Origin of the sequence: Desulfovibrio sp. X2 (assembly GCF_000422205.1) — a bacterium.
Lineage (GTDB): Bacteria > Desulfobacterota > Desulfovibrionia > Desulfovibrionales > Desulfovibrionaceae > Alkalidesulfovibrio.
This window is the reverse complement of record NZ_ATHV01000011.1, coordinates 1-18,471: the sequence shown is the minus strand read 5'-3', so window position 1 is coordinate 18,471 and position 18,471 is coordinate 1. Positions and strand designations below refer to the sequence as shown.

At 66.7% G+C, this 18,471-nt stretch carries 16 protein-coding genes and 1 tRNA gene; 10 read left to right on the top strand and 7 right to left on the bottom strand.

The genetic code is table 11. The features are described 5' to 3' along the window. Positions 1–16: 16 nt before the first annotated feature. Together DSX2_RS17445 and DSX2_RS04040 are read right to left on the bottom strand one after the other, a co-directional pair. Positions 17–2,161, bottom strand: coding sequence for a PAS domain-containing hybrid sensor histidine kinase/response regulator (locus tag DSX2_RS17445; protein ID WP_052014680.1), 2,145 nt, complete (start codon positions 2,159–2,161; stop codon positions 17–19). 270 nt (positions 2,162–2,431) lie between these two features. Beyond that, positions 2,432–4,606, bottom strand: a complete 2,175-nt coding sequence (locus DSX2_RS04040; RefSeq protein WP_020878874.1) for a malate synthase G — start codon at positions 4,604–4,606, stop codon at positions 2,432–2,434. 414 nt (positions 4,607–5,020) lie between these two features. On the opposite strand from DSX2_RS04040, the gene DSX2_RS04035 reads away from it, so the two are divergent. From DSX2_RS04035 to DSX2_RS04020, 4 genes are all read left to right on the top strand, one after another. Next, entirely contained in the window at positions 5,021–5,896 is an 876-nt protein-coding gene (locus tag DSX2_RS04035) for a protein-glutamate O-methyltransferase CheR (RefSeq protein WP_020878873.1), read from the top strand. Between the two features lie 34 nt (positions 5,897–5,930). After that, on the top strand, positions 5,931–7,154 hold the full coding sequence (locus DSX2_RS04030) for an HDOD domain-containing protein (protein WP_020878872.1): 1,224 nt from the start codon (positions 5,931–5,933) through the stop codon (positions 7,152–7,154). Between the two features lie 23 nt (positions 7,155–7,177). Next, positions 7,178–7,753, top strand: a complete 576-nt coding sequence (locus tag DSX2_RS04025; RefSeq protein ID WP_020878871.1) for a chemotaxis protein CheX — start codon at positions 7,178–7,180, stop codon at positions 7,751–7,753. Between the two features lie 101 nt (positions 7,754–7,854). After that, complete coding sequence (locus tag DSX2_RS04020) at positions 7,855–8,538, top strand: DUF47 domain-containing protein (protein ID WP_020878870.1); 684 nt, start codon at positions 7,855–7,857, stop codon at positions 8,536–8,538. 138 nt (positions 8,539–8,676) lie between these two features. Here the strand turns inward: DSX2_RS04020 and DSX2_RS04015 are convergent, their stop codons facing one another. After that, positions 8,677–9,690: an inorganic phosphate transporter gene (locus DSX2_RS04015; protein ID WP_020878869.1), complete on the bottom strand. Its 1,014-nt coding sequence runs from the start codon at positions 9,688–9,690 to the stop codon at positions 8,677–8,679. Beyond that, positions 9,683–10,312, bottom strand: coding sequence for a DUF47 domain-containing protein (locus tag DSX2_RS04010; protein ID WP_020878868.1), 630 nt, complete (start codon positions 10,310–10,312; stop codon positions 9,683–9,685). The genes DSX2_RS04015 and DSX2_RS04010 overlap by 8 nt, the downstream gene beginning before the upstream one ends. A 277-nt stretch (positions 10,313–10,589) precedes the next feature. Here DSX2_RS04010 and DSX2_RS17440 point away from each other — a divergent pair, with 277 nt between their 5' ends. Next, positions 10,590–11,150 carry a hypothetical protein gene (locus DSX2_RS17440; protein ID WP_020878867.1) on the top strand — a complete coding sequence of 187 codons (561 nt, stop codon included), beginning with the start codon at positions 10,590–10,592 and terminating at the stop codon, positions 11,148–11,150. 224 nt (positions 11,151–11,374) lie between these two features. Beyond that, on the top strand, positions 11,375–11,773 hold the full coding sequence (locus DSX2_RS04000) for a NifB/NifX family molybdenum-iron cluster-binding protein (RefSeq protein ID WP_020878866.1): 399 nt from the start codon (positions 11,375–11,377) through the stop codon (positions 11,771–11,773). A 113-nt stretch (positions 11,774–11,886) separates the two neighbouring features. Here the strand turns inward: DSX2_RS04000 and DSX2_RS03995 are convergent, their stop codons facing one another. Beyond that, positions 11,887–13,119 (bottom strand): methyltransferase domain-containing protein, encoded by a 1,233-nt coding sequence (locus DSX2_RS03995; protein WP_020878865.1) that lies wholly within the window; start codon positions 13,117–13,119, stop codon positions 11,887–11,889. A 110-nt stretch (positions 13,120–13,229) separates the two neighbouring features. Next, complete coding sequence (locus DSX2_RS03990) at positions 13,230–13,916, bottom strand: hemerythrin domain-containing protein (RefSeq protein ID WP_035040590.1); 687 nt, start codon at positions 13,914–13,916, stop codon at positions 13,230–13,232. 361 nt (positions 13,917–14,277) lie between these two features. Here DSX2_RS03990 and DSX2_RS18210 point away from each other — a divergent pair, with 361 nt between their 5' ends. After that, the gene (locus tag DSX2_RS18210; RefSeq protein ID WP_020878863.1) at positions 14,278–15,168 is read left to right on the top strand and encodes a hypothetical protein; all 891 of its coding nucleotides are present in this window, start codon (positions 14,278–14,280) and stop codon (positions 15,166–15,168) included. Positions 15,169–15,343: 175 nt separating this feature from the next. Here the strand turns inward: DSX2_RS18210 and DSX2_RS03985 are convergent. Beyond that, positions 15,344–15,432: transfer RNA gene (locus DSX2_RS03985), tRNA-Leu, on the bottom strand. Positions 15,433–15,781: 349 nt separating this feature from the next. On the opposite strand from DSX2_RS03985, the gene DSX2_RS03980 reads away from it, so the two are divergent. The 3 genes from DSX2_RS03980 to DSX2_RS03970 all read left to right on the top strand — a co-directional run bounded on the left by DSX2_RS03980 (position 15,782) and on the right by DSX2_RS03970 (position 18,392). Next, on the top strand, positions 15,782–17,002 hold the full coding sequence (locus DSX2_RS03980; RefSeq protein WP_020878862.1) for an ABC transporter permease: 1,221 nt from the start codon (positions 15,782–15,784) through the stop codon (positions 17,000–17,002). 177 nt (positions 17,003–17,179) lie between these two features. Then, a complete protein-coding gene (locus DSX2_RS03975) occupies positions 17,180–17,734 on the top strand; it encodes a TetR/AcrR family transcriptional regulator (RefSeq protein WP_020878861.1) in 555 nt (184 codons plus the stop codon). 67 nt (positions 17,735–17,801) lie between these two features. After that, positions 17,802–18,392, top strand: a complete 591-nt coding sequence (locus DSX2_RS03970) for a TIGR00730 family Rossman fold protein (RefSeq protein WP_020878860.1) — start codon at positions 17,802–17,804, stop codon at positions 18,390–18,392. Positions 18,393–18,471: the final 79 nt, after the last annotated feature.

The following is an 18,471-nucleotide window of genomic DNA, read 5'->3' as shown; positions in this document are numbered from 1 at the left end:
CCTGTTCCCGGGCTGCCTAGCCCCGTTTTTCTCCCACGGGCGCCTTGAGCCGCGTGATCGTGCGCAGCAGCTCGTCGAAATCGACCGGCTTGGCGAGATAGGCATCCATGCCCTCCTGCAGGAAGGCCTCGGAATCGCCGCGCATGGCATAGGCCGTGACCGCGACGATGGGCACCTGCCTGCCCGCCTCGGTCTCGCGGATGAGCCGCGTGGCCTCCATGCCGTTCATGACCGGCATCTGGATGTCCATGACCACCAGGTCCGCCCCGCCCTCGGCAAAGCGCTCCACGGCCTCGCGGCCGTTGCTCGCCGTGCTCACCTCGTAGCCGTGCTGCTCGAGGCCGATGCGCAGGGCGAGCTGGTTGATGCGGTCGTCCTCGACCAGGAGGATGCGCTTCCTGCCCGGTTCGGCCGCGGGCGGCGCCTCCTCCCGGGCCTGCTGCCCGTGAGCGGCCCGGCTGATGCGCGGCGCATCCTCGGCCGTCTTCAGGTCGAGGCGCACCAGGGCCTCGGTGCCCTCTCCCGGCAGGGAGGAGATGCACGCGTTGCCGCGCAGCAGCCCGACCAGCCGCTTGACGATGCGAAGGCCGAGCCCGGCTCCCTGGTAGCGGCGGGTGTAGGAGCTCTCCATCTGGGTGAAGGGCTCGAACATCTCCTGCAGCCTGTCGTCCGGGATGCCGATACCCGTGTCCACGACCCGCAGGAGGACCCGCATGGCCCCGGCCGTGCGGGGCAGGCTCGCCGCCTCCACCCGCACCTCGCCGCTTTCCGTGAACTTGACCGCGTTGCCCACGAGGTTCAGCAGGATCTGGCGGATCTTGGCCACGTCGCCGAAGACGATCTCCGGGATGTCCTCCTGCATGTGCAGCGTGAGCCCGATCCCCTTCTCCCTGGCCCCGTGCTCGAACACGGCGACGATGCTCTGCAGCACGTCGCGCAGCTTGAAGAACTCCTCTTCCAGGGCGGTCTCGCCCGCCTCGATGCGCGAGAGGTCGAGGAGGTCGGAGAGCAGCTGGGTCAGGGTGGAGCAGGACTGCAGGGCGATGTCCGCGTATTCCTGCTGGTCCGGGGCCATCTGCGTGGTGCGCAGGAGCTGGAGCATGCCCATGGCGCCGTTCAGCGGGGTACGCAGCTCGTGGCTCATGTTGGCCAGAAAGTCGCTCTTGGCGCGGTTGGCCGCCTCGGCCCGCTCCTTGGCCTGCACGAGCAGGGCCTCGGCCTCCTTCTCGCCAGTGACGTCCAGGGCGACGCAGCCCACCAGGGGATCGGCCCCCTCGCCGAAGGTCAGGGGAAACTTGATGGTGCGCAGGACGGAGGAGCGATCGCCCATGGTCACCTGCTCCTCGCGCTCGAGGGGAGCGCCCTGCCGGCGGACCTGGGCGGCGGCGTCCGAGAAGCGGGCCGCTGTCTCGGCGCCGAAGATGTCCGAAAGCGGCCTGCCCACGGACTGCTCCTCTCCCCGCCCGGTGAAGCGCTTCCAGGCCGCGTTGACCAGCACCACGCGGTCGCGGGGGTCGGTGATGCAGGACGGCAGGGGGGAGTTGTCCAGGAACCCGGCCAAGAGCCCGTGCAGCCTGGAAAGCTCCTTGTCCTTCTCGAAGGCCTCGGTCATGTCCACCATGGTGGAGAAGAGCAGCGTGCGGGACTTGATCCGGATCACGCTCGTGAAGACTTCCATGTGCCTGAGGCTTCCGTCGCCCAGGCGATGGATGAACCGGAAGACGTTGTGCTCCCCGCGCAGCACCTTCTGCATGCATCCGTGCAGGTATTCCGGATCGTTCATGTTGATCCGGGAAAGCGGCATGCCCCTGAACTCCTCGGGCGTGTAGCCGTAGACCTGGCTGGCCATGGCGTTGGCCTTGACCAGGCACTTGCGCGACGGGTCGATGAGCCACATGGGAAAGCGGCTCTGCTCGAACAGGCTGTCGTAGAGGGTCAGCTTCTCTTTGTAGGCGTCGCCCAGCTTCTTGAGCGCGAGATAGAGCAGGCAGGCGGTCAGGGCCACGAACAGCCAGCCCTTGATCGTCTGCAGGCTGGTCAGGAGGTGGGGGTCGTGGGTCACGAATTCCAGCGCCCGGTCCGAGAACAGGATCCAGGCGCAGAAGACGACCACGTAGAGGCCGACCACCCCCAGCGGGGAGGGGGGCCTCTTCTCCCCCAATTCCAGGTCCAGTCCGGCTTGCCCAGCTTGCCTCGACTGCCCGGATTGCTCGGACCGATTCATGTCCAACAGCGCCTCGGCATGAGTTGCGGCGGGATGGCGCCCGGAAATCGCGGCTGCGCGGCCGTCCGGCCTGTACCCGTTTTCCGCCCCTCCCCATGGAACCCTATAAGTTTCCGGATACCCTCTTCGCAGTGCCCGGGCAAGGAGTATAATCCCTTTGCCGAGCCCCGCGCTCGCGGGGCCCGGCGACCGAAACGCACCGGAAGGCTACTTCCGGCCGAGCTTGGCCTTGGCCTCGCGGCGGCGCGCGTGCAGGATCGGCTCGGTGTAACCGCTGGGCTGCAGGCGTCCCTTGAAGACCAGGTCGCTGGCCGCGGCAAAGGCCACGGACGAGGCGAAGTCCTTGGCCATGGGCCGGTAGGCGGGATCGAGCGCGTTCTGGCGGTCGACCACCTCGGCCATGCGGGCAAGCGTCTCGCGCACCTGCTCCTCGCTGCAGATGCCGTGGTGAAGCCAGTTGGCGATGTGCTGGCTCGAGATGCGAAGCGTCGCCCTGTCCTCCATGAGCCCCACGTCCGAGAGGTCCGGCACCTTGGAGCAGCCGATGCCCTGCTCCACCCAGCGCACCACGTAGCCGAGGATGGACTGGGCGTTGGTGTCCAGCTCCTCCTTGATCTCCTCGGCGCTCGGCCGCGTGCGCATGAGCGGCAGGGTCAGCAGGTCCGCGAGCCTGGCGCGGCGCTGTCCGGCAAGCTCGGCCTGGCGCTCGAAGACGTCGACATCGTGGTAGTGCATGGCGTGCAGCGTGGCCGCCGTGGGCGAGGGGACCCAGGCGCAGTTGGCCCCGGCCTGGGGGTGCTCGATCTTGGCCGCCACCATCTCGCGCATCATGTCCGGCTTGGCCCACATGCCCTTGCCCACCTGGGCGCGGCCGGAGAAGCCGCAGGCCAGGCCCACGTCCACGTTCCAGTCCTCGTAGGCCGCGATCCAGGGCTCGGCCTTCATGGCGCTCTTGCGCACCATGGGCCCGGCCTCCATGCTGGTGTGGATCTCGTCGCCCGTGCGGTCGAGAAAGCCGGTGTTGATGAAGATGATGCGGTCCGCCGCGGCCCGGATGCACTCCTTGAGGTTCACCGTGGTGCGGCGCTCCTCGTCCATGACGCCGATCTTCATGGCGCCCTTCGGAAGCCCCAGCTCCTCCTCGATGCGGGCGAACAGGGCGCAGGCGAAGGCCACCTCGTCGGGTCCGTGCATCTTGGGCTTGACGATGTACACGCTGCCCGCGCGGCTGTTGCGCAGGCCGCCCTCGGCCCTCAGGTCGTGCAGGGCCAGGGCGGCCGTGGCCACGCCGTCCAGGATGCCCTCGGGGATCTCCTCCCCGCGGGCGTTCAGGACCGCGTCCGTGGTCATCAGGTGGCCCACGTTGCGCACGAGCAGGAGGCTCCTGCCCGGCAGCACGAACTCGCCCCCGCCCGGGGCCGTGTAGACGCGGTCCGCGTTGAGCGAGCGCACGAGCTTCTTGCCGCCCTTCACGAATTCGGTGGACAGGTCGCCCCGGAAGAGGCCGAGAAGGTTCCCGTAGGCCTGGGCCTTGTCCTCGCCGTCCACCACGGCCACGGAGTCCTCGCAGTCGAGGATCGTGGTCACGGCGGCCTCGAGGATCACGTCCTTCACGCCGGACGGGCTCTGCGAGCCGACCGGGTGGGCGCGGTCGACGGCCAGTTCGATGTGCAGCCCGTTGTTCCTGAGGAGCACGGCCGAGGGCTCGGCGCCGCCCAGAAAGCCCACGAACTGCCCGGGGTCGGCCAGGGCGACGCGCCTGCCGCCCTGGAGCTCGACGACGAGCCTGGCGCCGTCCTCCACGAGGTAGCGCGCCGCCTGGGCGTGGCTGCCTTCGGCCAGCGGGGCCGCGCGGTCCAGGAAGGCGGCCGCGTAGGCGATGACCTTGGCGCCGCGGCCGGGGTTGTAGCCGAGCCCCTTCTCCGCGCCCTGCTCCTCGGGGATCACGTCCGTGCCGTAGAGCGCGTCGTAGAGGCTGCCCCAGCGCGCGTTGGCCGCGTTCAGGGCGTAGCGGGCGTTGGTCACGGGCACCACGAGCTGCGGACCGGCGATGGTCGCGATCTCGGGGTCCACGCCCTCGGTGGTGATGGAAAAATCAGGCCCTTCGGGCAGCAGATAGCCGATTTCGCGCAGGAAGGCCTCGTAGGCCCCGGCGTCGTGCGGCTTGCCCGCGTGCTCGCGGTGCCAGCCGTCGATGGCCGCCTGCAGCTCGTCACGCCGCGCGAGCAGCTGCCGATTGCGCAGCTCGAAATCGTCAACGACCCGTTCCAGGGCCCCGAAGAAGCCCTCGGTGGTCAGTCCGGTGCCGGGGAGCGCCTCCTCGAAGAAATCGTGGAGTTCCTTCGCAACCGCCAATCCGCCGACCTTAACACGCTCAGCCATGTCGTCCTCCTTCCGCCTCCCCTCGGGCAATCGGGGAACGGAGACCTGGGAAATGCGTGCCGGGCGGCCGCCTCCGCCCGGCACGGGGCCTGTACGGGTACGGCCCGCCTCGCCCCTGGGCAGGCCGATACCACGGCATACACTTTCCCCCCCCGTCTTGACCAGCCCGGGGCGCGGAAAAGAGCACGGCGCGGCCGTCGCGGGACGGCTGGCAGCGGTTTCCGGACCGGAGAGCGACCGCGGGCGGCCCCCGAGCAAAGTATAATCCTCTGGTGACTTGAAGACTGCGCCGGGCTGAAGTATCATGTGGTCAAAGGCGGCGAGCATGCTTCGGCTGCCGGGGCCGTCCGCCCGGCATCCGCGCGCTTGGCGACCCGGTATCCGCCGCCCTGACAGGCAAGAAGAAGAGATCACATGACCCTGCTCACCGGCAGCCTCACCCTCCGCACCACCCCCAAGATCTCCCCCGAGGAGTTCAAGGGGCTCCGGGAGTTCATCTACGGCCTCACCGGCATCGACATCCCAGAACAGCGGCAGTACCTGGTGGAGAACCGGCTCGGTCCGCGCCTCAAGGAACTGAGCCTCAAGAACTTCGGCGAGTACCTGCAGCACCTGCGCTTCTCGCGCGACAAGCAGGCCGAGGTCGATCGCCTCTTCGAGCTCATCACCACCAACGAGACGAGCCTCTTCCGCGACACGCGCCAGCTCGACGTGGTGCGGGAGCAGGTCCTGGCCACGCTCATCGCCCAGGCCGAGGCCTCCGGCCGCAAGGAGCTGCGCATCTGGTCCGCGGGCTGTTCCTCCGGCGAGGAGCCCTACACCCTGGCGATCATGCTGCACGAGCTGTTGCGCGTGAAGATCATCGGCTGGCGCATCGACATCATGGCCCACGACCTCTCCCCGGCCATGGTCGCCAAGGCCAAGGCGGGCGTGTACGGCGAGTACTCCTTCAAGACCACGCCGCCGGACATCATCGAGAAGTATTTCATCAAGAAGCCCGAGGGCTACGAGGTTCACCCCAAGGTCAAGAAGCTGGTCCGCTTCGCCACCCTGAACCTCAACGACAGCGCTGCGGTCAAGGCGCTGCCCCGCTCGCACGTGGTCTTCTGCCGCAACGTGATCATCTATTTCGACCAGGAGATGAAGCGCAAGGTTTTGGCAGGCTTCTACGACAACCTCCTGCCCGGAGGTCACCTCGTCCTTGGCCACTCCGAGACCATCCACGGCGTCTCGCGCGTCTTCACGCCGAAGCATCACCCCGGCGGAATCATCTACCAGCGCGAAGGATGAAGAGCATGGCAGCGACGGGATGGGGGCCGGAACAATGAGCACGATCAAGGTCTGCGTGGAATACCTGGAGCCGGGCATGGAGCTCGCCCTGGACATCAAGGGCGTGGACGGCAGCGTCCTCATGCCGCGGGGGCACGTGCTGGCCGAGAACGACATCTCGCGGCTCGCGGGGCTGCGCGAGGCCTCGGCCCCGGTGCGGCGCGAGAGCATCGCCGACGAGAAGGACTGGACCAGGCGCTCCTGCGTGGACTACGCGCGCCGCTTCTTCTACTACGTCGACGCCGACGACCCCTTCCTGAACGAACTTTTCCGCGTCTCGGCAGAGCGCGTGGCCAAGGCGCGCCAGCTCGGCTTCGAGCTGCGCTGCAGCGACGAGATCGCGGCGCGCAGCGTGGAGCACCTGAGCGACGTCTTCTTCAGCAACGACCTGAGCATCGAGAGCCTGGTCCTGCACGAGACCAAGCTGGCCTCCTTCCCGGACATCTACTTCAAGCTCAAGCAGGTCATCGACAACCCGGCGAGTTCCGCCAAGGAGATCTCCCAGGTCGTGAGCTCGGACGTGGCCCTGGCCGGCAAGCTCCTGAAGCTGGTCAACAGCCCCTTCTTCGGGCTCTCCTCGCGCGTGGACTCCATCGAGCGGGCCGTCTCCCTGGTCGGCGCGCGCGAGCTCAGCACCCTGGCGCTCGGCATCACGACCATCAACTTCTTCAAGGACATTCCGCCCGAGCTCGTGGACATGCGCTCCTTCTGGCGCCATTCCCTGTCCTGCGGCGTGTTCAGCAAGCTCCTCGCGGCCTACCGCAAGCTGCCCTCCGAGCGCCTCTTCATCGCCGGCCTGCTGCACGACGCGGGCCGCCTCGTGCTCTTCAAGGACATGCCCTACGCCTCGGTGCAGGCGCTCATCTTCGCGCGCAGCAACCTGCTGCCCCAGGTGGTGGCGGAGCGGGAGATATTCGGTTTCAACCACGCCGAAGTGGGGGGACGCCTGCTGGCCGACTGGAGCTTCCCCGAGGCGCTGGTGGCCACCGTGGCCCACCACCACGACCCGCACCGCGCGCCCGAGCCCGTGGAGGCGGCCGTGGTCCAGATCGCCGACCTTTTGGCCAACGCCGCCGAGATCAGCTCCGGAGGCATGTACATGCTGCCGGCCATGGCGCCCGAGGCGACCAAGCTGGCCGGAATCCCCGCACAGGACATCTCCCGGCTCATGGCCGCGCACGACGAGGCCATCGAGGAGCTGACCAAGGCCCTTCTCTAGCAGGCCCGAAGGGGCTGCCGACCATGCGCTACGACGTCAACTTCATCAATCCGTTCCTGTCCGCCGTGCTCAACGTGCTGGCCACCATGGCCCAGGTCGTGGCCCTGCCGGGCAAGCCCTACATCAACACCAAGGGCCTGGCCGTGGGCGACGTCACCGGGCTCATCGGCGTGACCGGCTACACCACCGGGACCATCTCCGTGACGCTGTCCAAGGGCGCCATCCTGGCCATCGTCAACAACATGCTCATGGAGAGCTACACCGACATCAACGCGGACATCGCCGACGCCGTGGGCGAACTGACGAACATGATCGCGGGCCAGGCCCGCGCCAAGCTCTCCGAGCAGGGCATGAGCTTTTCGGCCTCCACGCCCTCGGTGGTCGTGGGCATGGGGCACAAGATCCAGCACGTGGCCAAGGCCCCCATCCTGGCCATCCCCTTCACCACGGACCACGGCAACCTCGTGATCGAGGTCTGCTTCGCCGATCCCGAGCCCGACGGCGCCAAGCCCGCCGCGCCCGCGGCCGATGCCGCGGCCGCCCCGGCCTCCGAGTCCGCCCCGGAACAGGCCGCGGAACAGTCCCCCAAGGACGCCTGACCCTGCGGCAGCCCGCCTGCCGCGCCTGCCCGGACGCCCTTGAACAGCGGGCCGTTTGCGGCTAAGTGAAGCAACCCTCAACGCAACCGGACGGCCGCACCATGCAGATACGAATTCCCTTTCTCGGCATTCCCTCCCCCGCCCCGCTGCAGGGCCTGCTCGAGCACTACGAGCCCGTGGCCAAGGGGCTCTCGGTCATCGAGCGCGCCCTCAAGGGCTACCTGCACGGCGGCACGAGCAAGGGCTTCATGGCCCTGGCGGCGGAGATGGACAGCCTGGAGGGGGAGGCGGACAAGATCAAGCGCAAGGTGCGCAACCATCTGCCGCGCGGCCTGTTCATGGCCGTGGACAAGACGCTCTTCCTCAACTACTCGCGCGGCCAGGACGACATCATGGACCAGGCCCAGGAGGCCCTGCACTGGCTGGCCCTGCGCCACGTGGAGCTGCCGGAGAAGGTGCGCGAGGACCTGCGCGCCTTCCTGCCCGAGGTCACGCGCAGCGTGGCCATGCTCCTGCCCGCGCTCAAGGGGACCGTGGCCCTGGTGCTCGGGCGCGGCCCCAATGGAGGCGCCGACCGCAAGCAGCTCAAGGACGACATCCACAACGTGCGCGAGCAGCACATGCGGGTCGTCAAGGCGCGCTTCCGCCTGGTCAGCGACGTCTATTCCTCGGAACTGGACTTCAAGGACATCTACCAGATCATCCACTTCGTGGACTGCCTGCAGGGCATGAGCCATAGCGCAGAAGGCTGCGCCGACGTGCTCAGGGCCATGATCGCCCGCTAGGCGCAGGCGCTCCTTTCCCACTCTCCCCCGCAGTCCGGCCGCGCGCATTTCCGCGCGCCGCAAGGCGCGTTGCGCCGCGGCGGGCTTTCGCGCGGCCGTCCGCCTTGCCCTGTCCGTCGAGACGACCGGGCTGAACGGCTAGACGGCCAGCCCCAGCAGCTCGAGGATCCAGAAGCAGGTTGCGGCCACCAGGGCCGCGGCGGGAATGGTCAGCACCCAGGCCACGACCATGCTCTTGGCCACGCCCCAGCGCACGGCCGAGAGGCGCTTGGACGCGCCCACGCCGATGACCGAGGCGGAGATGGTGTGGGTGGTGGAGATGGGCGCGCCGAACATGGAGGCCGCGGTGATGACCAGGGAGGCCGAGGTCTCGGCCGCGAAGCCGTGGATGGGCTCGAGCTTGAAGATCTTGTGGCCCATGGTCTTGACGATCTTCCAGCCGCCCATGGCCGTGCCCAGGCCCATGGCCGTGGCGCAGGCCAGCTTGACCCAGGCCGGGACGACCATGCTCGGGATCTCGTGGAAGGTGAACAGCGCCAGGGTGATGATGCCCATGGTCTTCTGGGCGTCGTTCATGCCGTGGCTCGTGGCCATGAAGGCCGAGGAGACGATCTGCAGCTTGCGGAAGGCGCCGTTGACCGTTTTCGGGTGCGCCCGGACCACGAGCCAGGCCAGGCCGAGCATGATCAGGTAGCCCGCGAGGAGGCCCGCGATGGGCGAGAGCACCAGGGGCAGGATGATCTTCTCGAAGATGGTGGTGTAGTTGAGCACGCCCCAGCCGCCGTGCGTCACCGCCGCGCCGATGAGGCCGCCGATGAGCGCGTGGGAGGACGAGGACGGCAGCCCGAGGTACCAGGTCAGCAGGTTCCAGACGATGGCCCCGAAGAGCGCCGTGAGCACGAGCGTCTGCGAGCCCTCGACCATGTGCGGGTTGACGATGCCGCTGCCGATGGTCGAGGCCACCTTGGTGCCCACGAAGGCGCCCGCGAGGTTCAGCGCGGCCGCCATGATCACCGCGGTGCGCGGAGAGAGGACCTTGGTGGAGACGATGGTGGCGATGGCGTTGGCGCTGTCGTGCGCGCCGTTCGTGAAGTCGAAGATCAGCGCGATGAGCACCACGCCCGCCATGAAGAGCAGCATGGGATCATGCATTCTTGACCATCACTCCTTCCAGGATGTCGGCCAGGGCCTCGGCGGCGTTCACGGCCTCCTCGATGCGGTCGTAGAGGTGGCTCCACTTGATGATCTCGAGCAGAGAGGCGGCGGTCTTCTCGCTGTCGTCGTAGAGCTCGCCGAGCGCCACGAGCAGGATGGTCTCGCTGTCGTACTTGAGCGCCTTGACCTTCTCCAGGTGCACCTCGAAGCCCTTGCGCGTGGCGAGCCGCCCAAGCATGGCCGAGGTCTCCTCGATCATCTGCCTGAGGTTGCCCATGAGCTTTCGCGCCGGGTACTTGATGCGCTCCACGTCGTAGAGGCCCACCCGGGTGGAGATGGCCTTCATCAGGTTCAGCAGGTGCTCCTGGGTCAGGTTGATCTCGTGGATGTCCTCGCGGTCGATGGGCGTGATGAAGGTTCCGGCGAGCTGCGTGGAGATGTCGCGGCAGATCTTGTTGCCCTCGCTCTCCACGATGTTGATGCGCATGCACTTCTGCTCGACTTCCTCGAACTCGTTGAAGATGTCGAAGAGAACTCCCGCGGCCTTGACGAGCTTGCGGTTCTGCGCGTCGAAGAGCTCGTAGAACTTGACGGTCTTGGGGAAGAGGCTGAATCCCATGGTGGTCTCCGGCAGTGTCTTGTATCGCCGCGAGGGCGACCCGGCGCAGCGGATTTTACGAATTCGCGTCGAACCTGTTCCGGTTCGGTTACGGACGGGCAGGGCGTCCTTACCCCGGATTCGCCTCCATGAAAAGGGGCGCGGCAGGGCAGGTGAACCGCGGGTTCCGGCGGGCGGGGTCCGCCGGAAGCTGTGCGGCGCGGCACTGCGGCCTTTGCCGTGGACTGCTTGTTGCATCCGGGAAGGCTGCCAGGACAAATTTTCCAGGAGGACGGTGATGACGACGATCCAATCCGGAGATTCCCTTGGGGCGGCGGCCCGGCAAGAGATGTCCGTCTCCGGCGGCAAGAGGGCGGAGACCACCTTGCTGCGCTTCGGGGACAGCCTCGCGCAGGCGGTGCTCGTGGGCGACTGCTCGTCCCTCGCCCCCGTGCGCAAGCTCTCGGACGAGGAGGTGGCGAACCTGCACCAGGTCTTGATGGACCAGTTCAAGGTGCCGGCCGATCCCGCCCAGGCCGACAACCACCCGAGCAACACCTACGCCACGGTCGAGGTGGCCGGAAAGGTGGTGGCCACGATCTACAACTCCGGCTGCACCTCCACCTCGAACCGGACCTATGCCCAGGTGGCGAACCTGCCCAGCATGGGCGAGGGCGAGCACCTGACCGGCCCTGCCCTGGCGCAGAAGCGCGCCCGGGAGATAGCCGAGCGGCTCGGCGGGACCGTCCGCATGGCCGCCACGGCCGCGAGCCAGACCGCGTGGGAAAGCCGCCCGCCCGTGCGCTTCACCTACGACTACGCGGCCATGAACGCGGCCCTGGCGAAGTCCGGCTCATAGCTGCCGCCGGGATCCGCGCGGCCTGTTTCCGACTGAAAAGGTCGCATCCGGAAACGGCGGCGACTGCAGCGCCACTGCAGCCGCGCGCCCAGGCAACGGACTGCTGATGTTCAGGAAGCGTCCGGAAACGGCGCCGACCGGCTGCGAGACGGCCGCCGCGCGGCTATTGACGCATGCGCGCGAGGTCTTATAGTGCGCATTCCAGCCCGTACAAGGAGACACGCATGTACAAGATCGCCGTTCCATCCCGAGATGGTATGATTGATGAACACTTCGGCCACTGCCAGTACTTCACCGTGTTCACGGTGAACGACGACAAGGCCGTTGTGGGCGAGGAGACCTTCACGCCGCCCCCGCAGTGCGGCTGCAAGTCCAACCTGGTGGGCACGCTGCGCGACATGCAGGTCAAGGTGCTGATCGGCGGCAACATGGGCGACGGCGCGGCCGCCAAGCTGCGCAGCCACGGCATCCAGGTCGTGCGCGGCGCCGCGGGCCCCGTGGCCGAGGCCGTGGCCGCCTTTCTGGCCGGGAACCTCACGGACAGCAAGGAAGTCTGCCACAGCCACGAGTGCGGCGACCACGACCACGGACACGAAGACCTGTCCGCGAAGATGATCCACTAGGCCGGGCAGCCGCCTCGCGCGCCGCCCGTCCGCGCATGAGAGGCCCCGGCCTTTCCTGGCATTCCAGGAAAGGCCGGGGCCTCTTGCGTGCGGCGGCGCCCGGGCCTGCCCGCTCAGTCCGCGCGGCAGTAGAAGTGCAGGTTGAAGACGTCGCAGGGCACGGGCGCGACCTCGACGCGGAGAAACCCCGCCTCGCGCAGCATCCGCTCGGCCAGTTCGCGGCCCCACATCATGCCCAGCCCCGCGCCACCGTCCACCAGCCCCACGGGCAGGCAGTGCATGAGGCTCACGGTGTACAGGAACGGAGCCAGGGGATGGTCCAGGTTGTCCGCGAGCCGGGTGTGGGCCGCGATGTCCACCATGGAGAAGGCCCCGCCCGGCGCGAGCATGGCCCGGATGGCGGAGAGCGCCTCGGCGGGCCGTGTCTGGTCGTGGATGGCGTCGAAGGAGGTGATGTAGTCGAAGCCTGAAACGAAATCTTTTTCGTATGACGATTCAGCATCCATGGCGCTGCCGGAAAGCCGGGTGTCGTCCGCATCCGGCATGGCCGCGGCGTCGCGCACCAGGAAGCGGACGTTGGCGAGTCCCTCCTGCCGCGCCTTGTCCCTGGCCGCAGCCACGGCCTCGGCGCGGATGTCCAGGCCGGGGAAGGAGCTTGCGGGGAAGGCCGCGGCCATGAGCCGCACGGCCAGCCCCTCGCCGCAGCCCACGTCGCAGACGCGGATGCCCCGGCGCAGGCGCTCGAGAAGCGCCCCGTCCTCCACGGCGGGCAGGAAGGTCTCGAGGAGCAGGCGGCGCTGCTTGGCCTCGGCCAGCCCCTCCATGAAGGTCCCGAAGCGCAGGTAGTGTTCGTAGGCGATGCCCCGGCCGTCGGCAAAGGCCTCGACCACGCGGTCCAGGCCGCACTGCGCGAGCAGCGGGACCTCCTGGGCGTAGACGCCGAGGTTGGCCGGGCCCGCGCGCAGGGTCAGCAGGTCCGCGTGGCCGGGCGGCAGCAGGAACAGGTCCTCGCCCTCCTCACCCGGGACGAGCCGCACCACCCCACCCGCGGCCATGGCGCCCAGCCACTCGCGCACGTAGCGCGCGGAGAGCCCGGCGCGTTCGGCAATGGCCGCGGCGCCGAGCGGGAGGTCCGCCCCGTCCACGGTCGGGTCCATGGCCTCGAACAGGCCGCTTCGGTAGCCCACGGCCATGGCCAGCCCCAGGGCCGAGGCGTTGAGGATCCCGGTCATGCGCGCGGCAAAGGCGTCGCGCTCCGCGGCCCGGTCGCGCGGCGCATCTCTCGTCGCGTTGCGGCCGTCCAGCAGCCTTTCCGGGAGAGTCGTGGGGTTCCTGTCAAAGGCCATGGCTTCTCCCTGCCGCGCGCACGTGCATGCCGCGGGTTTCGGCGACGCCGGGAATCCCCCGGCGCGCGCACCGTCCGGCAAAGGCTCGGGCAAAGGCCCGCCGCGAAGGCTCAGACCTTGGGCGTGAAGGACGCCAGGTCCGCGATGCCCATGCTCTTCTCGAGCTCCGCGACCGTGGCCAGGGTCTTCTCGAAGCCCTTGGCGCCGAGCTGCTTCGTCTCCAGCTCCTCGAAGCGCTCGCCGTACTCCGCGTACTTCTCCGGCGACAGGGTCGCGTGGAAGGCCGGGAACAGGACCGTGTCCTCGCGCGCCAGGTGGGGGAAGTACATGCGCCGCAGGGCATGCAGGAGCTTGGCCGTCTCGTTGTGGTCGGTGGCCAGCTGCATGCCGCCCTTGGCCAGTTCCGCCAGCCGCGCGGTCACACGACGCCCGGCCTCGTGCTGGCTGAAGAGGATGCCCGAGAGCGTGGCCATGGGCCCGGAAGGGAAGCTCGCGAAGACGAACTCCTCCTCCATGCGCTCGTGGTAGTCCTGCCCGAAGCGGCGCATGACCTCCACGCCCTCGGCCAGCACGCCCTTGGGCGGGCTCTTGCCCGCCAGGAGATCTGCGGCCACCTCGTCGTAGACCAGGAAAAGGCGGATGAGCACGCCGTGCTCGCGCATCAGGTCCTCGTTGGCCGAGACCCGGACCTCGTCCCCGGCGGCCAGCGCCCGGCCCGGTCCCAGGACCGCGAGCCCGAGCGCGGCCATGCCGCCGACCAGCCCTTTGCGCAGGAAACGCCGCCGTTCCTCGTCCATGTGCCCCTTGGCGGGCGAACCCGCCGCAGAACGCGCCCCAATCCCGTGTGAGCCGGAATGCAACCCGGCATGCGAACAGGACATCACGCCTCCTCCCCGCGCCCTGGCGCGGGGCTTTCCACCCGCCATACCAGCTTTGCGCGGCCGAGGCCATGCCCCGGCGCGCCCACGGCCCCTCTCTGCCGCCCACCTTCCTGAGTAACGATGCATATTTTTATGGTTCAAGTGTGACCCGGGTGAGTACCAGGGCACATAATTACGGGTTATACCTTATAGCCCACACTCGACATGAACTTTATTTAGTGATCAGCCATACCTTGCCGATTTTTTAAATAACATTTAAATTTGAGGCATGCTTACCATGTCTGATCTTAACAATGGACAGAAGCCAGACTTCTGTATCGAAATTGATTTTCGGCCGAACACACCGAACCCTGAACGTATTTTCAAATTTGCTGCGTCATATATTGAGGCTTTACAACAAGTAGATTGGATGCTTGCTCAATCTATAGATGCAAAACTTCGTCCAGTATTACTTCTTGAAAAAGTCGAAAATGGATCAATAAAAGTTTGGCTCAAAGAATTTTTTGAAGCAATTGATGATGATGCTTTAAAAAAAATTGATTGGAGACCAGCTGTCGGTAAATATCTTGTAAAAGGAAAATATATTATACTTGAAAAACTTGGCGCTGCAAAAAAACTTGAAACGCGTGAGATGGTAGAACAGATCGCGTCAGACATTAATAAGCTGGCACAAGATACAAATGTTCTCCACATGCCTGCATATAGACCAATTTCAGCACGTGATATCGCTTATAGCGCGAAAGTTGTTAGCGATGCCACTTCGATATTGCAAGAAGGCGAAAGCGTTTCTCTTGTATCGGATTTTGGCGCAGCAACTGTTGGCAGTGATCTCTCTGTAACTCAAGAACAAATTGATCTCATCCTTGCTTCAGAAACCATTGAGAATACTAGCACACGCATATTGATGGTCCGGAGGCCGGATTTTTTAGGCAATGCGAGCTGGGAATTTAAATACGAAAAGAGACGTTTTGACGCTAAAATTGAAGATGATGGCTGGCTAGCTAGATTTCGAGCAGGAGAAATTGATATTCGCCCTGGAGATGCCCTGAAAGTAAAAATTTTCGAGCGCACCATTTACGATCGTAGTGGTGAGGTGCTTGATGAACATCGTGTAATTCTGAAAGTCATCGGCGTTATACGCGAAATAAGAAACACTTTACCAATTTAATCACCCTCCACAGACTAAGAGCAGCCGTTCATATTCTTGGAGAATGGAGAACCAAATTCATTCTCTGAGGCTCTCAGAGAGAGAGCACGCATTCCGAAATGTACATTAGCCTTGTAATCACAGCTGTTAAATGCCTTTATAAGATAAATACGCGTTCTTTCTTGCTGTGGGAATTTGGTACCCGGGGCGGGACTCGAACCCGCACGCCCGTTGCCGAGCTAGGGATTTTAAGTCCCTTGTGTCTACCAATTCCACCACCCGGGCTTGGACGGGTTCCCTATCCCGGTCCTGCGAAGGGCGTCAAGGCAAGGACGCCGACCGGCGGGAAGGCGGGGCGGCCTCCCTGCCGGTATTCCCCTTCTGCCGCCCACGCCCAGGCTTCTTTTCGCACGACCGCCCGGCGCGCCATGAGCGCGGGGGGTCGAGGCAGAGCCTCGCGCGGGAGAGTCCAGAGAGGGGCGCGCAGCCCCTCTCTGGTCCGGAAAAGAGCTGTGGCTAGGCGCGTCCTTTCCGCCACCCTCACCCCTTCCCCTCGCCTCTTTCCCTTACCTCGTCCTCTCGCTCCTTTCCCTTGCCTCTTTCCCTTGCCCCTGGGGCGCGGTAGAACGGCCCCATGCCTCTGTCCCTGCGCGTCGCCCTCTCCTCCCTGCGCGCCCATCGGCTGCGCGCCGTCCTGGCCATGCTCGGCGTGTTCCTGGGCGCCCTGGCGCTCACCGGGGTGCAGCACACCTCCATGGCCATGGTGCGCAAGGCCGAGATGGAGGTGGAGAAGTTCGGCCCCAACCTCTTCATCGCCCAGGCCGGGCAGGTCCACTTCTCCCGCTCCGGCACCCTGCGCCAGGGTGCCGCGGCCAAGACCTTCACCCTGGCCGACGCCGAGGCCCTGGCCGGGTCCCTGCCCAACGTCGCGGCCTGGGCGCCCTTCGCCAGCACGCAGCTGCCCATCCGCGCGGGCGCGCACACCGTGCCCTGCCGCCTCGTGGCCACCTGGCCCGCGTTCATGGAGGTGCGCAGCTTCCGCCCCGCGCTCGGCCGCTTCTTCAGCGAGGCGGAGAACGAGGCGCGCGCCAAGGTCGTGGTGCTCGGCCGAAAGATCGCCCAGCGCCTCTTCGGCCGTCCCGCTAAGGCCGTGGGCCGCGAGGTGATCATCGCCACCGGCTCCTACCGCGTGCTGGGGGTGATGGAGGAGAAGGGCCGCGACCTGGCGGGCGACGACCAGGACGAGTCCGTGCTCATGCCCCTGAACACCTATCTGCGCCGCGCGGCCAACCAGGACTGGATCAGCGGCGTGTACATGCAGCTCGCGCCCGGCACGGAGGGCGAGAACCTGAAGGAGTCCGCCGCGCGCCTCCTGCGCGCGCGCCACGCCATAGGCCCGGTGGAGAAGGACGACTTCTCCCTGATCACGGCCAAGGAGAGCATCAAGCTGCAGAAGCAGGCCCTGGACCTCGTCTTCACCCTGGGCGTCATCTCCTCCTCGGTCTCCTTCGCCGTGGGCGGGCTCGGCATCCTCTCGATCATGGTCCTGCTGGTCCGCGCCCGGCGGCTCGAGATCGGCGTGCGCCGCGCCCTGGGGGCCAAGCGGCGCGACATCGTGCGCCAGTTCCTGACCGAGGCCGCGCTCATGAGCGGCGCGGGCGGCCTCTTCGGCGTGGCCGCCTCGCTCATGCTGACCGTCTCCCTGGCCGTGGCGGGCATCTTCCCCTTCGTCTTCGATCCGGGCCTGGTCCTGGGCGCGCTGGCGGGCTCCGCCGCGCTGGGCGTGGCGGCCGGGGCCTACCCCGCGGCGCAGGCCGCGAAGGTGGCCATCCTGGACGTCCTGCGCGAAAACTGAGGATCCCCGCGCACGATCGGAGCCTTGCCGCGCGGCGTTCAGCCGATGCCCCGGGGCCCCCGCCTGTGCGACAAAATGACCCATCAACCGCTTGAACGACGTTTACAACGGGAGGGTTTCTGTGTAGATGCCACGCCCATGGGCACCAACGAACGGAAACGACGTGAACAGGAACGGATGCGCAGGGCGATCCTCGACGCATCCCTGGCGCTTTTCTCCAAGGGCGGCATCAAGGCCGTGTCCATGCGCAGCATCGCCGAGCGCATCGAATACAGCCCCGGCACCATCTACCGCTATTTCGACGGCAAGAGCGCCATCCTGCGCGAACTGCGCATGGGGGCCTTCGCCATCTTCTACGACCGCATGGCCGCGCTCGAGTCCGTCGCGGACCCGGTGGAGCGCCTCAAGGCCGCGTCGCGCGACTACATCGCCTTCGCGCTGGAGCATCCGGAGTACTACCACCTCATGTTCGACACGCCGGACGCGCCTTCCTTGGACGATCCGGACGGGATCTTCCCGCCCATGCGCTCCTACAGGAAGTTCCGCTCCTACGTGGAGGCCTGCATGCAGGCCGGCTGCATCCAGGGCGCGGACCCCATGGTCGCGACCATCTCCATCTGGAGCACCCTGCACGGCCTGGCCGGAATGCTCCTGGCCGGGACGTTGCGCATGATCCCCGAGGACCAGCGCCTGGGCGTGGCCGACAAGGCCGTCGAGTTCGCCCTGCGCTAGCCGCCGACGGGCTGCCCCGCCGACCCGCCATCCCCGGCCGAGGCCGGGCACCGCAAAAGGCCAGGCAATGAAGCTTTCGCGCATCTGCATCTTCCTCGGGGCCAACCCGGGAATCGATCCGGTCTACGCCGAGACCGCGCGGTCCATGGGCCGCGCCCTCGCAGAGGGCGGCATCGGGCTGGTCTACGGCGGCTCGTCCGTGGGCCTCATGGGCATCCTGGCCGACGAGGTCATGGCCCGGGGCGGCGAGGTCCTGGGCGTCATCCCCCAGGCCCTCTCGGACAAGGAGCTCGGCCATACGGCCATCACCCGGCTCGAGGTCGTGGCCTCCATGCACGAGCGCAAGGCGCGCATGGCCGAGCTTGCCGACGGCTTCGTGGCCCTGCCCGGCGGCATAGGCACGCTGGAGGAGATCTTCGAGGTCTTCACCTGGGGGCAGCTCGGCTTCCACAAGAAGCCCTGCGCCCTGCTCGACGTCCGGGGCTACTACACGGGCCTGTGCGCCTTCCTGGACCACGTGCGCGACCAGGGCTTCCTCAAGGACGCCCACCGCTCCATGCTCCTGTGCGACCCCGATCCCGCCCGCCTGCTCGAGCGCATGGCCGCCTACGAGGCGCCCACGGTGACCAAGTGGGTGGAGCGGCCCGGCCAGCTCTAGTGTGACAGATCGGAAGAGCGGTTCAGCAGGAATGCCGAGACCGGGAGCTAATATCGTATGCCGTCTTCTGCTTGAAAAA